This window comes from Psychrobacter sp. AOP7-B1-24 (assembly GCF_052376215.1).
Taxonomy (GTDB): domain Bacteria; phylum Pseudomonadota; class Gammaproteobacteria; order Pseudomonadales; family Moraxellaceae; genus Psychrobacter.
Genome location: NZ_JBQSVL010000074.1, coordinates 1 through 14,752, shown reverse-complemented (window position 1 = coordinate 14,752; position 14,752 = coordinate 1). Strand labels below are relative to the sequence as shown.

At 43.0% G+C, this 14,752-nt stretch carries 13 protein-coding genes; 3 read left to right on the top strand and 10 right to left on the bottom strand.

Features of this window, described 5'->3' with window-relative positions:
* The 8 genes from ACT3QP_RS12315 to acs form a co-directional block, all read right to left on the bottom strand.
* Positions 1–192: hypothetical protein (locus ACT3QP_RS12315; RefSeq protein WP_444525704.1), on the bottom strand; the 192-nt coding region annotated here is incomplete at its 3' end.
* Positions 193–480: a helix-turn-helix domain-containing protein gene (locus ACT3QP_RS12310; protein WP_296192203.1), complete on the bottom strand. Its 288-nt coding sequence runs from the start codon at positions 478–480 to the stop codon at positions 193–195.
* A gap of 2 nt (positions 481–482) precedes the next feature.
* Positions 483–713 carry a helix-turn-helix transcriptional regulator gene (locus ACT3QP_RS12305; RefSeq protein ID WP_372860593.1) on the bottom strand — a complete coding sequence of 77 codons (231 nt, stop codon included), beginning with the start codon at positions 711–713 and terminating at the stop codon, positions 483–485.
* 155 nt (positions 714–868) lie between these two features.
* Complete coding sequence (locus ACT3QP_RS12300) at positions 869–2,170, bottom strand: coiled-coil domain-containing protein (protein ID WP_444525703.1); 1,302 nt, start codon at positions 2,168–2,170, stop codon at positions 869–871.
* A gap of 114 nt (positions 2,171–2,284) precedes the next feature.
* Positions 2,285–3,619 carry a tyrosine-type recombinase/integrase gene (locus ACT3QP_RS12295; RefSeq protein ID WP_444525702.1) on the bottom strand — a complete coding sequence of 445 codons (1,335 nt, stop codon included), beginning with the start codon at positions 3,617–3,619 and terminating at the stop codon, positions 2,285–2,287.
* A gap of 534 nt (positions 3,620–4,153) precedes the next feature.
* Positions 4,154–4,588 carry an MgtC/SapB family protein gene (locus ACT3QP_RS12290; protein WP_192520176.1) on the bottom strand — a complete coding sequence of 145 codons (435 nt, stop codon included), beginning with the start codon at positions 4,586–4,588 and terminating at the stop codon, positions 4,154–4,156.
* A gap of 86 nt (positions 4,589–4,674) precedes the next feature.
* The gene (locus tag ACT3QP_RS12285) at positions 4,675–5,847 is read right to left on the bottom strand and encodes an NAD(P)/FAD-dependent oxidoreductase (protein WP_442062439.1); all 1,173 of its coding nucleotides are present in this window, start codon (positions 5,845–5,847) and stop codon (positions 4,675–4,677) included.
* A 332-nt stretch (positions 5,848–6,179) separates the two neighbouring features.
* Positions 6,180–8,141, bottom strand: a complete 1,962-nt coding sequence (gene acs / locus ACT3QP_RS12280; protein WP_192519684.1) for an acetate--CoA ligase — start codon at positions 8,139–8,141, stop codon at positions 6,180–6,182.
* Positions 8,142–8,616: 475 nt separating this feature from the next.
* On the opposite strand from acs, the gene ACT3QP_RS12275 reads away from it, so the two are divergent.
* Positions 8,617–9,918, top strand: coding sequence for an NAD(P)/FAD-dependent oxidoreductase (locus tag ACT3QP_RS12275; RefSeq protein ID WP_192519685.1), 1,302 nt, complete (start codon positions 8,617–8,619; stop codon positions 9,916–9,918).
* Positions 9,919–10,183: 265 nt separating this feature from the next.
* Positions 10,184–11,176 carry a pirin family protein gene (locus ACT3QP_RS12270; RefSeq protein ID WP_192519686.1) on the top strand — a complete coding sequence of 331 codons (993 nt, stop codon included), beginning with the start codon at positions 10,184–10,186 and terminating at the stop codon, positions 11,174–11,176.
* Positions 11,177–11,285: 109 nt separating this feature from the next.
* Here the strand turns inward: ACT3QP_RS12270 and ACT3QP_RS12265 are convergent, their stop codons facing one another.
* A complete protein-coding gene (locus ACT3QP_RS12265) occupies positions 11,286–12,389 on the bottom strand; it encodes an alkene reductase (RefSeq protein WP_192519687.1) in 1,104 nt (367 codons plus the stop codon).
* 276 nt (positions 12,390–12,665) lie between these two features.
* On the opposite strand from ACT3QP_RS12265, the gene ACT3QP_RS12260 reads away from it, so the two are divergent.
* A complete protein-coding gene (locus ACT3QP_RS12260; RefSeq protein WP_192519688.1) occupies positions 12,666–13,820 on the top strand; it encodes a hypothetical protein in 1,155 nt (384 codons plus the stop codon).
* Between the two features lie 31 nt (positions 13,821–13,851).
* Here ACT3QP_RS12260 and ACT3QP_RS12255 read toward each other — a convergent pair.
* Positions 13,852–14,752: DMT family transporter (locus tag ACT3QP_RS12255; protein ID WP_444525701.1), on the bottom strand; the 901-nt coding region annotated here is incomplete at its 5' end.

The following is a 14,752-nucleotide window of genomic DNA, read 5'->3' as shown; positions in this document are numbered from 1 at the left end:
TGCTTTGACTGCCACAAGTACGCCTTGACTAACATCATCTTTTGTATTGATAGCATCTAGCGCGGTGGCTAGGTGGTCGGTATCGTTGTAAATATCTTGTATGCGGTCATACATAAGCCGTAAGTAAATGCTATCCACGGTCACTAGGCGGCTGGCTGGGGTGTCGATTGATATGCTAGGGTGGTTATTCATTTAGTTCACCTCGCTGTTAGTCAGTTCACTTTCAAGTAAGGTTTGTTCATCAAGCCAATAAAGGGCAAACCATTTCTTATTGTGTTTGACCATTTCACTTTGAATAACTAGCCCTGTTAGGCGCAAGTCATGTATGCGCTGTGCTAGGCATGTGATTTGATAAAGGCGGTATGCGTCCCATGTGCTGATAGTTGCCCCTGTCATCAAGTGTGCCCGTATGGTGTCAATTTGGGTCTTAGGTGCTTGCTCGTTTGTCACTGGGGCGGTAGCGGTGGCTGTAGTAGTCATGATTAAACCCCCTCGCTTGCTGAATGTTGGCGCTCAAGCCATGCCAATAGGTCAGCATTTCTAAATAATAGAATGCCGTTAATGTCGGTAGGTTTTGGGAATTTGTCAGCTTTCCACCATCGGCGTAATGTTTGATGGTGAACGCCTATGAGATTGGCGGCTGCCTTGATGCGAGTCTGCCCGTTAGGGTGTAACTCTGTAGTGGTTTGGGGGTTGTCTGATATGTGCAACATTTTGCTAACTCCGATTTCATGCCGTTACTTGGCGTTGATTTGAGTTAGCAATTTAGCTTTTTATCTATCAGGTAAGGTAAGGGGGGTAAATCAAAAAAATACCCTAGGTAAGCTACCTAGGGTATATATAAATCAATGACTTAGTGAAAATTATTTTAAACCTCTTTTTTACGGTGTGGACTCCAATACTTAGATGGACTGCTTATTTCTTTTATTCTATCTGTCGATGTTTTAGCATTTTCAGCATAGTCAGTATTTCTGCTTATCCACTGAGCTGCTTTATTAGAATGTGAGTCGCTTTTTATTCCATCATTGACATATAAATCAATCCATAACTGAATAGCATGCTTTAAGTCAGGAGCGTGATAGTCGTGGCTCTCATTTAAGATAGTTTGCAATGTATTGTCATCAGCTGGCGCGTCTATTTTATTACTTAGCTGCTCTTTGAGGTCTGCACTTTCAGCGTTTGCTTTCTCAAGCTGTGCTTTGAGCTCTTTTATCTCGTTTTGATTTTGCTTGTAAGTATTTCTAGCAGTGAATAATCTAGCGTTGAGGTCGTTGTTCTCAACTTGGGTGGTTTCTAACTTTGTGAGTAATTCACTATCATTATGTGCTGGTGTATCATCTTGGCTGGTATTGGTAAGTGAGGCTATATAGCTGCCCAGTTCTTGCTTTGAAAACCTGATTTCCTCGGACTCCATATGAGTTAGTTTGAATTTTTCAGCCTCATCAAGTCCTTGTGGTTTATCATAAAACAAGAATACATCGTCATAATCCACATATTCGGCGGTTTGTTTTTCAAGTACCCTGTAAATCATAACTCCATTGTTTGGTAACTTCATATAGTCATCATAATTATAAATTTCCTCAACCAACAACCTATAACTAAAGTACCCCGTCATAATCTCAGTTTTTAAAACCTTGCTGCTATCACCTCCAAAACTGCCAACATAGCCACAAAAGTAAAAACAGGGCGTTATAAGTCTTTTTCTTGCTAAATCCCTTAGTTTCACATGGTCATAAGATGGAGAATTAATATCAGCATTATAATTAAGGAGGTTTAATGTTTCGGCTAGTGTTAGGTATTCGTCCTCACGATTTTTTTTGTATTGATTAATATCATAAGTCCGCCCGTAAATATCGTTAACTAAAGGGGTTTGCTTGTCGTCAAAAATACCGTGCTTGGTGATTGGCTCAAACGCCATTACATCGGACTTTTGATAGTAGGTTATATTTGCGTCATTACCTAAGCCTAAAATGTGCCCATTGTACGGCTCAAAAGTGTAACTTTCGTCCATGTATAATAGTGGCATGTGTTCGTCAATATTATGGGCATCAAGATATTTGACCACTTCATCAGGTGCGCTATTGGTCGCATTTGACATAGCGTTTATAACGTCTGCTACTAAAATATAATCATTTTTCCGCGCTTCTAACTCATCAATTAAAATACTCACATTCACACCCCTACACCCTTAAATCAAAATAGGTGCAAGGCGGTGACAGTTTAAGGGTGTGAATATCTGTCGTTCAGGAGCAACCCCTAGCCTTGCAAAGTGGTCAGCTGAGCATTAACCCAGCTTTTGTGATTGTTGTCTAAAACTGGTATGAATGACGTTATCAATCTTGCCAGCCTTAATATTATCTAAGTAGTTAGCCCATTCGTTCATCATGCGCGTGCGTTCAGGTACGGCTTGCATACGGTTATACGCCTTGCCGTACTTGTTAAGCATTTGGTGCCCTAGCTGTATCTCTGTTAGCAGCTCGTCATAGCCTAGTCGTTCCATCAGCATGGTTTTTGCGCTGGCACGGAAGCCATGCGGCGTATGCACCTCTTTATAGCCTCTACCCTCGTAATTGCTGCCAATGCCGCCGCTGTTCATAGATGGGTCGTTTAAGACTTTGTTCACGGCTTGTGGGTCTTGGTAATTACCTTTCTTGCGTTTAGGGTTATAAAACACATATTCATGCCCACCTGTTAACGACTGCATTTGCTCTATGACAGCGATTGCTTGCGGCGCTAGTGGTACTACCAAACTTTCTACCATGTCCTCACGGCGCTGCCCTTTCTGTGGCTTAAATGCCCATTGCTTAGCGTTCAGGTCAATGTCTGCCCACTTCATAGCGCATATATCACCTACACGGGCAAAGGTAAGCGTTAATAGCTTTAATATCGGTTTGTTATACACCTGCTTATCACTTAACTGGTCAATGTCCCTTAGTAGGACTGCAAAGTCTTTGGGGTCTGTCAGTGAGGCATGATGTTTGGTTCGTGTGGCTTTCAATGCTTTGGCACCTGATAGCTGTGTTACGGGGTTATATTCAATAAAGCCCTTTAATACAGCATGGGCAAAGATACGCTGCGCCATGTGCTTAACTCGATTGCCTTTATGCACATATTCTTTTTGAATGTCACGGCATAGGGCTAAGACTTGCTGGGTGCTGATTTCACTAACGGGGAATTTGCCAAAGGCAGTTACTAAGGGTCTAAGGTAATTATTAACATTTCTTAGTGTGCTTGGTGCTGGCTGGTGGTCAGGGTTGTTTGTTAATTCGTTTAGCCAGTCATCAGCTACCGCTTGAAAAGTATTGGTTATAGCGGTGGCTTGCTTTGCTCGTTCATTATCGCGCTGGGTTATTGGGTCAATCATTTGGGCAAGCATTCGCATATTATCGGCATGGGTCTGCCTTGCCTGTTCAAGCGTTAAAGCTGGGTATTGTCCTAGCGTCATCTCTTTACGTTTACCAGTGATAGGGTGTGTATAACGATGTTGAAACTCAATACAGCCACCACGCAAGCGCAAACGTAAGCCAGCATAGCCACCAATGGTGTGATAAACACGCTTTTGCCCTTGTGCGTCTTTAATCGCTCGCTTGATTTGGGTATCGGTTGTTAATGCCGCCATGACTACACGCCTCTATTACTGATTTATCGTGTCAAAAATCTGACCACCACTTTGACCACCATTTATGTAACTAATTGGTGGTCACTTGTGATAACGCTAGATAATAGATATTAGCATGTAATGCACGTAATATATAGCTTTAAGCTAACAATAGATAACGCGAGATAACCCCACAATAACCCCCTCTGTGGGCTCTTTTTTGTCTATATTTATTCATCAATAAATATCTTGCTCTTTATTTAAATAAGATCAAATACTACAGATTCTTGAAAGCACTTATTCTTGACAACCACGTTCAAGCATCAAACGAGTCAGTTCACTTCCTATAAGCACTATAGCCACCTCTGGTTTTATACTGTTTAGTATATTAAAACATGCAAATATATCTGTTTATGCTAGGTTTGAATATTATTATTTGTAGCTTAGTTGTTACTTTTAATATACAAAATTTCAGAAATTTTATGATCAAATATATTTGGTATCGCTGTATTTTTTATAGTGAATCGACTAAATTTATCGTTAATTTGATTGAAATCACGTACTATTCTTTCCCGTTTTAAACGGTTCTGAGAATTGTAAAATTAAAAAACCCACAACAGATAAAATAATAGCAATTTCATAACGACCGTAGGCTACTGAAATACCAATAGCGCCTGTATTCCATAGACTAGCTGCCGTCGCAGTACCCTTTGAACCCATTTCGTTCTTAAAAATCGCACCACCACCAATAAACCCCATGCCTGTGATAATCGCATACATGATTCTCGCCTCACCAGCTGATTCATAAATATCCCGACCCACCAACATAAAAGCACAAGAGGCAATCGTCACTAAAGGAAAAGTTCTAAGCCCTGCGCCATTGTCTTTCATTTCACGATTAAGAGCGATAGGTAAAGATAGGACAAAAGCAATGCCCAGCTGAAAGAAGTGGTATTGCATTAATTCAATATCTATCTCAAATCCAAACATCGTTGACTATCCTCCTATCTTTATAATTTTGATGTGTAGGGTTGATTGCACAGTAAGTAAATAAACAAGTAAGTCACTTGCGATGGTTAGATTGTTTTACAAATTGTATCAACTGTCTGTTGTGCCATTTGATAACAGCTTTCGATATTACCCTGTCCACACCAGTCACCACTAACAACCCACTGCTTCGGCTCATCTACTAAAATACCAAGACTGTCTTTGTTGATATCGGTATCAATAACCGTGGCAGCATAACGCCAGCGATGACAGTCTATTTGACTGGGCACGCTTTCTTCATTCCAGTTCAACGCTCGCTGTGCGGCTTGCAATAATTGTGCTTGGACGGTCTCGATATCATCATCGACATGCTGCTCTGACCAACGATTGCTAGCATGAATGGTCACACTGGGTAGCAGATCATCATGAGCAGGTTTTTGATGCTCAATAAATATTCTATCGAGAATAGAATCACTCAAATAAGCGACATCCCATTGCTGTTCGCTTAGGCTGCTTAGCCCTTTCGGTAATGCGGCAGTATCATTCCATCCTAACATCAGCGTATAACAAGCTTGCATTTGTGGCTCGGTAATATTGGCTTGCGCACCAAAGCCACTATTTGCCATCAACTCGACTGCCTGACCGTTAGGCGCGGTACAAATCACCCAATCAAAATAACCGAGACTCGCGCCAGTATCGTCAAACAGTTCAGTCTTTTTATCAGCTTTTTCTGCTATAGCGCTGTCATATTGAGCCAATGGTGCGACGCGGGTTTTAAACTTTATGGTAGTGTGCTGCAACTCATCCGCCAACTCACGTCCCCAGCTAGTCATTTTTGGTGTACTGATATAGCGTGATTGTGTGGTATTCCATTGCTCTTTGCTTTGGATATCAAATACCTCAATACTATCGTTTGCTGGTGTTAGGTTGACCACTTGTGCGCACCATGGTCTTAGTAGACCAGTATCTAGCCAAGGTGCGATAAACTGTTGGAAGCTTGCTGTTTTCGCCGTAAAAAACTGTGCGCCAAATGCCCATTGCCAGTTTTTTCCAGTTTGATTATCAGTACGATAACGGGTGGCCAAACGTCCAACACTGCGCGACTTCTCAAAAATAGTGATCTGCGGTATCAAATTCTTATCATTATCTTTGCCAAAAGCACGCTCTAATAATGTAGCGGTAAACAGTCCCGTCAGACCACCGCCGATGATAGCGATTTTGGGTGGAGTGGTATCAGCAGAAATTACAGAATGATGAGTCATAATGACAGTAAGCCTTATAGGATAGTTGGTCAGAAAATAATGATTTACTTTTAGTCGATGTACTTTTAAATAGCATTGAACCTCTAAAACCTACTCATATCAATATCATCTACGTAAAAAAGCCATGCTATTTTATAACATGGCTTTTCTGTCATTTCAGATTGAGCACACTTCATAATACTTCAAGCAAGGTTAACGCTGTCGTAATTTTATAGTGGAATGACTAAGCATCAAAAATTTCACTGCATATTGCCTGAAAGATAGTCGCTGCCAGCACCACATTTGAATGTTCAACACGCCCTATATTCAGTTGCCCAGAGCTATTTGGCTCTCTACTCTCCACGCTCAGCCTTGACCACCTCGACCAACTGATTAATCACAGAACTGTCTGCAAGGGTAGATAAATCTCCCAAGCCTACATACTGCCCTGCCGCTAGATTACGCAAGATACGACGCATGATTTTGCCCGAGCGCGTTTTGGGTAGTACATTGACGATATGAATGGTATCCAAATTAGCAATGGGCCCAATCTCAGAACGCACGTGTCGATTCAATTCAGCCCTCAATGACTCTGTCTCTTTTTCACCTGATTTTAGGATAATAAAGGCACAAACACCCGTACCACGAATCTCGTGTGGCATGCCCACAATGGCAGCCTCAGCCGTTGCAGGATGTGCGACCACCGCACTTTCAATCTCCGCCGTACCCAGACGATGCCCCGCGACATTGAGCACATCATCGACACGCCCTGTAATCCAGTAATGTCCATCCTCGTCGCGCTGTGCCCCATCACCAGTGAAATAATAGCCTGGATAATCGCTAAAATAGGTCTCTAAAAAGCGCTCATGGTCGTTGTAAATCGTCCGCATTTGTCCTGGCCAGCTGCTATTAATCAGCAGGTTACCTTCAGCAGACCCTTCTAATATAGTGTCATCGGTATCAACGATTTCTGGCTTGATACCGTATAGAGGGTTCATCGCCGCACCCGGTTTGAGTGCGACTGCGCCTGGTATTGGCGCCATTAAAATACCGCCTGTTTCCGTCTGCCACCAAGTATCAACGATTGGACATTTACTGTCGCCGACCACATGATAGTACCAATCCCATGCTTCTGGATTAATCGGCTCCCCGACGGTTCCGAGCAAGCGCAGGCTAGAACGATTAGACTCACGAACAAAGGCATCGCCCTCTTTCATCATTGCTCGAATCGCGGTCGGTGCGGTATATAAGACCGTCACATTGTGCTTATCGATGATATGACCAATACGTGCCCATGTTGGATATTCTGGAACCCCCTCGAACATCACTGTCGTCGTTCCATTAGCGAGCGGTGCATAAGTAGCATAGGTATGCCCCGTAATCCAGCCCACATCGGCTGTACACCAGTAGACATCATCGTCTTTAATATCGAAGACATCTCGAAACGTAGAAAGCGCATAAGTGATATAGCCGCCAGTCGTATGTAACACACCTTTAGGCTTACCCGTCGAGCCAGATGTATAGAGTAAAAACAGCGGGTCTTCGGCATTCATCACTTCAGGTTCGCAATACTTCGATTCGCCATCGACCAAGCTATGATACCAAACATCACGGCGGCCACTCATCGGTACGGAGTTGCCAGTACGGTGGACGACGATGACGTTGGTTACGCTGTCCGTACCATCCATATCAAGTGCGCGATCGACATTGGCCTTGAGCGGTGTACTTTTATTACCACGTAATCCTTCATCAGCAGTAATCACCAGTTTTGAGCGACTGTCTATCAACCGATTGCCCAAACTCTCAGCAGAAAACCCACCGAACACCACTGAATGCACCGCACCGATACGCGTACACGCCAGCATGGCCACCATCGCTTCCGGTATCATCGGCATATATAAGGTGACGCGATCGCCTTTTTTGACCCCAAGCTTACGCATGGCATTCCCTAAGCGGCAGACCGATTCGTGCAGCTCTTTAAAGGAGATAATTTTATGTAAGGAAGGATGATCACCTTCCCAAATAATTGCTGGCTTATAAGGGTTGTTTTGCAGATGTCGGTCGAGACAATTGACTGAAATATTCAGCTCGCCATCTTCGAACCATTTAATACGAAAGTCTTCTAAATCGTAATTCACATCGCTGATTTTGGTTGGTTTTTTTATCCAATCAATTAGCTCGGCACGCTGTGCCCAAAAGGCATCATGAGATTCAGGGGATTCGATAGACTGCTGGTAGTCGGTGCGGTATTGTTCGGCTGTCGTATTGGCAGCAGCGATGAACTCGGCTGCAAGGGGAAATGATTTCTGAGTCATAATAGTCATCCTTTTTAATTATTATTACCTGTACCAATCGTCAATAACGACCGTCTGTACAGGTAATAAGAGCCATCTTCCATAATGCGTGACACGTAAGGTTAGTTTGACAAATAAGCCGGATGGTTGCAAGGCATCAACTGCCATTCATAACAATATCACTGTACAGCGGTATAATTGGTCATACATGATAAAATGCATGGACAAGGCAATAAGGTATTTAATCCTTGTAACCTTAAATAAAATATGGACAATAGCTATTCTAAAGCGAACGCTAAGAGCGACTGACTCTTTTGAAGCACGACTTTATTGAATATAAGCAATCAGCTTTATTTTTATTATTTTATATCTATAGTCAATTTACCCTATTATCGATACAACGAACTGAGTGCCCACTATACGATTGGTTAGTGAGCGAGGTTAAGACCTGTAGCGGTTTTATAGTGGACAGGCTGTATCATTTTATGAGACCACAATGAGCAATCAACGCAATACATCACAATACGCCCACTACGATGTCATTATTATCGGTGCTGGCGCGTCAGGGTTATACTGTGCGCTCACTGCGGGTCGCCGTGGTCGCCGCGTACTGGTATTAGATCATGCCAATAAAGCAGGCAAAAAAATCCTGATGTCAGGTGGGGGTCGCTGTAACTTTACCAATTACTTCGTTGAGCCTGAACACTTCCTAGGTGCCAATCAACATTTCTGCAAATCAGCCCTTAGCCGTTATCCCAGTTGGGAGTTTATCAGTATGGTTGAAGCGCATAAAATTGCTTATCATGAGCGTGAGCATGGTCAGCTGTTCTGTGATGACTCTGCACAAGACATCTTAACCATGCTCCTTGATGAATGTGCCGCTGTCGGTGTACAAGTAAAACTGAATGCTCAAATTGAAAGCGTTCAAACTGTCGAAAACGACAAAAATGCTCGTTTTGAGTTACTAACGACCAAACAGCTGACTAAGAAAGAAAAGCAAGAAAGAAAAGAGACAGCCAATCAAACCAAGCTGCCACAAACAGGCTATCGCTGTGAGTCATTAGTCGTCGCCACGGGCGGATTATCTATCCCAACCATGGGTGCTAGCGGCTTGGGTTATGAAGTGGCACAGCAGTTTGGTCATACGCTCATATCAACTGACGCCAGTCTCGTACCTTTTACCTTCACTGATAAAACAGGTGAGCTTATTCGGTCATTGTCAGGTATTAGCTTGCCAGTCATTGCCAGTAACGAGCGCATTTCCTTTAAATTACCACTGCTATTCACCCATCGTGGACTGTCAGGGCCTTCGATGCTGCAACTGTCTAATTATTGGCATACGGGTGAAACCATCAGTATCAACCTGCTACCCGATATCGATACGACAGCGCTCTTATTGGCGCATAAAAAATCACATCCCAAGCAGCTGATTCGTACGGTGCTCGCTGATTATACTGATAGTGCATTACCAAAAAAGCTGCTGACCGCGCTACAGACTCACCTGTGGGAAGATATCAAAGATACCGAGCTTGCTAATATTAAAGACGAGCGTTTGGCAGAGCTCGGTGCGAGCTTGAATGGTTGGCAGCTAAAACCGTCTGGTACTGAGGGTTATCGTACCGCTGAAGTCACGCGCGGCGGTGTCAAAACAGATGAGGTATCCTCAAAGACTATGCAAAGCAACTTACAAGATGGTCTATACTTTATCGGTGAGGTGCTCGACGTCACAGGCTGGCTTGGTGGTTATAATTTTCAATGGGCGTGGGCAAGCGGTTTTGTTAGTGGTGAAGTTGTTTGATGCTATAGTCGGTTCAATGTGATTTGAATACAAGTAAAATCACCAAAAATAGTAGACTAATCGAGAGTGATATCCCATCCGATTTATAGAGGATTAACGATAGACAGTAAGGTCTACTAAATCTCCTATAGAAAATTATTCTACTTAAGTTGTCTTTTACCTGAATTAATTCCTGATAATTTAGATATAATAAGGCTAATATAGCGCAAAGTAGTCAGACAGAGCTGCTTTGCAGATAACAGTAATCTGTTTTACGAGGGAATATATGCGTCAAATCAAGAAGGTTCATGGTGAAAAAGTACCATATTGGGTGGGTGATGGCTTTTATGTAAAAACCCTAATCAACCATCTTGATGACAATCCCGATTTTAACTATCAGCATACCGATCCATTTTTGTTATTCGATTATGGTGTGCCCACCGTTTTTGAGCCAAATCCTGATTATAAATCACAACCACATGGTATTGGTAAGCATCCACACAGAGGTTTTGACATTGTCACTATCGCGTATTCAGGAGAACTTAGCCATGCCGATTCTACTGGTGGGTGCAGTGATATTTTGGCAGGTGACGTACAATGGATGACCGCAGGGCGCGGCATTATGCATGAAGAGTTTCACTCAGAATCATTTGGACAGCATGGCGGCGTTTTTAGTATGGTGCAGATGTGGGTCAACCTACCAAGTAAAGACAAACTCACCCAACCAAAATACCAAAGCATCAAACGCGCAGACATACCTATCGTCGATTTGATAGATAATAGCGCTAGTCAGACACTTAACAACAATGAAGAGCAAACCGTTATTGGTACAGCCGCTATCATAACTGGTGAGTGGCAAGGCGTCACAGGCGCAGCCAGCACATTCACCCCAGTTAATGTATGGAATATTGAATTACATACCGCTGGGTCAACGAAGCTGCAAGTACCCAACACGCACAATACGCTATTGCTAGTACAAGAAGGTAAGTTACTAGTCAATGATACGACTGTGAGCGCAGGACATTTGATTCAGTTTGAGCCACCCACGCAACATCGTACTGATATTCAAGATGGGCAAGCACCTGATACTGACACCATTGAGCTGCACTGTCCTACTACCGAAACTGATGGACAGACCTCAATGCCTATCAAACTTTTGCTATTCAGCGGGGAGCCTATTGGCGAACCAGTGGCTGGTTATGGCCCTTTTGTCATGAACACGCAAGAAGAGCTGCGCCAAACGTTTCGAGATTACCAAACAGGTAATTTTATTAAGTAGCTGACACTTTATCTAATAGCGAACACATACGTATCCACAGGTATAAAAAAGCCACCAAACGCTTATCGTCTGGTGGCTTTTATTCAAGGCTTATCTTTCACCTAACTAACTACGCTTGAGCTAAAAACGGATAATCGGTGTAACCTTCAGCACCGCCACCATAAAAGCTTTCGGGATGCTGTTCATTTAGCGCAGCGCCTTCACGAATACGTTCAGCCAAGTCAGGGTTGGCAATGTAATCACGACCAAAAGCAACGGCATCGATGTAACCTGCTTTAACATTTTTCTCTGCTTTTTCGGCGGTATAGCCACCAGCAGCGATAATCATATTATCAAAAGCAGCTCGGACACCTTGACGGAAAGTATCGCTATAAGGAGTACCACCAGCCCAATCAGGCTCTGACAGATGTAGATACATTAGACCACGCTTGTTAATCTGTTCAATCAACCAGATGTTTTCATCTTCGTTATAGCCGGCCTCTACATTGTTAAACGTTCCAAGCGGCGAAATACGAATACCGACATGATCCGCATCCCAAGCATCAACACAAGCATCGATGACATCTAGTGTTAGGCGCGCTCGGTTTTCACGGCTACCACCGTATTCATCAGTACGTAGATTGGTTTGTTCCACCCAGAACTGATGCAACAGATAGCCATGAGCGCCGTGAATCTCAACCCCATCAAAGCCCGCTTCTTTAGCATTTTTGGTTGCTTGTGCAAAGTCAGCAATGACTTGCTTGATTTCATCAAGTGTGGCTGGGCGAGGTGTCGTCGCGTCCACTCGAATTGCTTGATTATTACTATCACGTAGCGAGGTACGTATGCCGACGTTTACATCAGAAGCGGAAATTGGGGCTTTACCATCAGGTTGTACGCTCTCATGCGAGACCAGACCGGTGTGCCATAGCTGTACCACAATCTTGCCACCTTTGGCATGGACGTTATCAACGATGGCCTTCCATGCGGTGATTTGGTCTTGAGTATGAATACCAGGTGCGCCTGCATAGCCTTTCGCCTGAAAAGAAATCTGCGTCGCCTCAGTAATAATCAATCCTGAGCCAGCACGCTGTGAGTAGTATTCTCCAGCCAGCGCTGTCGGTACATCACCAGGCTCTACTGAACGCAGACGTGTTAATGGTGCCATTAATATACGGTTTTTTAGCGTTTGTGTACCCATTTTTACGGGTTCAAATAAGTTATCGTGTACCATGTTATGCCTTATTATGTTTGTCATTATAAATTGGTGTTCGTTATCATGATGAAGGTTTATTGAACGACCGTTACATTTATAAGGAATGCTTGTCATTATTCAAGTAATCTTTACAAACAGAAACACACGTTTATATTTATTTAATAACAGTGATATTCGCTATCTCAATTGCTTATTACAGGGTAAAATCTATGCACGCTCATACAAATAAGTTATTAGGACTCACATCAAATTACAAACATTCATACTCAACGGAGTATTGAAAGGATGCAATCTGTGCAAAAGAATCAAGTGCTACTTATTGTCAGTTCAAGCTTAGTGTTTGCCCTCACCGCCTGCCAGCCTCCTTCAGATAAAACGGCACCTGAAGCTGATACACAGACCACAACCGACCAAAGCTCTCAGCCGCTCGCAGAAGCAAAAACACCGAAAGAACTCACTAAAGCATTGGTGAAACTATCGGAAGATACATTAAAAGAGCAGCTCATTTGTAGCAAGCTGGAAGACACCATAAATACCATTGATAATAAAAGTGAAATCGAAAATATTCATGCGGTTCAGCACCAGCTAACGGCTTGCTTACCAGTGGCCGACAATACTCAAATCCTACAATGGCTAACAGAATATCAAGCGATGTATCAACGTTTTCTAAGCGTCAATAGCATTAATAATGTTGATAGCGCGATAGACAATAGCTCATTTTATGCCCTAATGCGTACGATTGAAGAAGACCAAACCGTCACTGTGGCACAACTAAAAGAGGTCAGCCCTCGTGTGCGATATTTGGTAAGTTTAATCAGGAGTGGTTCCGACGTTCATGTGCGCTATTTGGGTGAAGGTGATTATGAGTTTTATCACGACCTAACCGCCATGGCAGATATATTTATCCCTTATCTACCTGAGGATCAAGCGGCCTTTGTCCAGCGTATGGCAAAAGACAACCAAGAAATCTTTTGGTTCGATACGGCGATTGCCTTTTCTTTTGAGGAGTTGGTTGAACGTACTGTCTTTTGGGAAGACTTTATCAAGCACTATCCACAGAGTATCTTTTATAACGATGCCGAGTCGTTATTCAATATGTATCGCTATCTACTATTTTTTGGGTCCGAAAATACTCAATGGACAGATAAAGAAATACGCAACTTCTATGACTCAGACAATAAACGACTGCTGCTAAAGTTGGCTAAACGCCCCAATAATGAGCTGGCTAAAAATGTGCAAGACTTTTTCACATTTATGGAGCAATCTGATGCCGAGCGTCTGACGCAGTACCCTATACCTGACAAAGATGAAAACGGTGGTGAAATAGACGAGAGGAACATCACACAATATCAACTAAATGAAGCTTTAAATCTATCGTCACCATGGATAGCCACTCAAGATAGGAATTGTTTGACGGGCATTATTTGTGTGGATAAGGATGCTCAATAAAGCATAATAAAGCCAAAACACCTACATTACTTCATGCATGCTTCATCATCTGTTTAACCGACAACTCTAAAGATAAATAAGTGCCAAACAATATCACCATAGAGCCAACGATCGCTCGTGTGTCTAAGGCTTCTCCAAGTAACACATAACCTAGAATAATGGCAAAAATTGGAATCACTAAGGTAATACTCGTCGCTCTAGTTGGCCCGATATTTTTGATCAATTGATTCATAAAAATCAGCGCAATCGCAGTAGAAAACACGCCAATGCAAATCACCGATATCCATGCTTTTAGACTGATGCTCTGACCATAGGGAAACTCATAAAAGGTAACGGGCAACATGATAATACTGGCAATGATGAGTGAGCCTGCGGTGATGGCCACTGGTGAAACATTGTACAAATAACTTCTGGTGAAGTTGGCACCAAGCGCGTAACCAACACTGCCCAATAATGCATAACCCATTGGCAATAATCCTTCGACCAAACCTTTACTTTGATCACCGCCCCCAAACAATTTTTCGCTCATGAGAATGATCACACCAACCACACCAATAATCAAACCAAGTAGCTGTTTCTTTGATAATCTGTCTTTAAAAAAAGTGCTGGCGATAAAGCCACTCATGATTGGCACAGAGGCATTAAGCACTGCTAACACACCCGCATTTACCGATTGTGCTGAAAAAGAAAATAGCACAAAAGGTACGGCAGTGGAAAATAGTCCGACAAGCGCCAATAGCTTCCAATGCTCGCGGATACCAGCTCTGTTTTTCTTGCTGATTAACACAAAAATCAACATCACCAATCCGGCAAATATCACTCGCAGACTGGCAAAGGTAAGCGAGCCAAACTCAGGTACGCCGATACGATAAAAAACAAAGGACAGCGACCACATAAAGGAGAGCGTGATAAAGGTAATGAGGTCGCGTTTG

Excerpts from the sequence above, each read along its gene's own strand:
- acs (WP_192519684.1), bottom strand. The coding sequence starts at position 8,141 with ATGACTCAGAAATCATTTCCCCTTGCAGCCGAGTTCATCGCTGCTGCC.
- ACT3QP_RS12265 (WP_192519687.1), bottom strand. The coding sequence starts at position 12,389 with ATGGTACACGATAACTTATTTGAACCCGTAAAAATGGGTACACAAACG.
- ACT3QP_RS12295 (WP_444525702.1), bottom strand. The coding sequence starts at position 3,619 with ATGGCGGCATTAACAACCGATACCCAAATCAAGCGAGCGATTAAAGAC.
- ACT3QP_RS12285 (WP_442062439.1), bottom strand. The coding sequence starts at position 5,847 with ATGACTCATCATTCTGTAATTTCTGCTGATACCACTCCACCCAAAATC.
- ACT3QP_RS12270 (WP_192519686.1), top strand. The coding sequence starts at position 10,184 with ATGCGTCAAATCAAGAAGGTTCATGGTGAAAAAGTACCATATTGGGTG.
- ACT3QP_RS12275 (WP_192519685.1), top strand. The coding sequence starts at position 8,617 with ATGAGCAATCAACGCAATACATCACAATACGCCCACTACGATGTCATT.
- ACT3QP_RS12310 (WP_296192203.1), bottom strand. The coding sequence starts at position 480 with ATGACTACTACAGCCACCGCTACCGCCCCAGTGACAAACGAGCAAGCA.
- ACT3QP_RS12290 (WP_192520176.1), bottom strand. The coding sequence starts at position 4,588 with ATGTTTGGATTTGAGATAGATATTGAATTAATGCAATACCACTTCTTT.
- ACT3QP_RS12305 (WP_372860593.1), bottom strand. The coding sequence starts at position 713 with ATGTTGCACATATCAGACAACCCCCAAACCACTACAGAGTTACACCCT.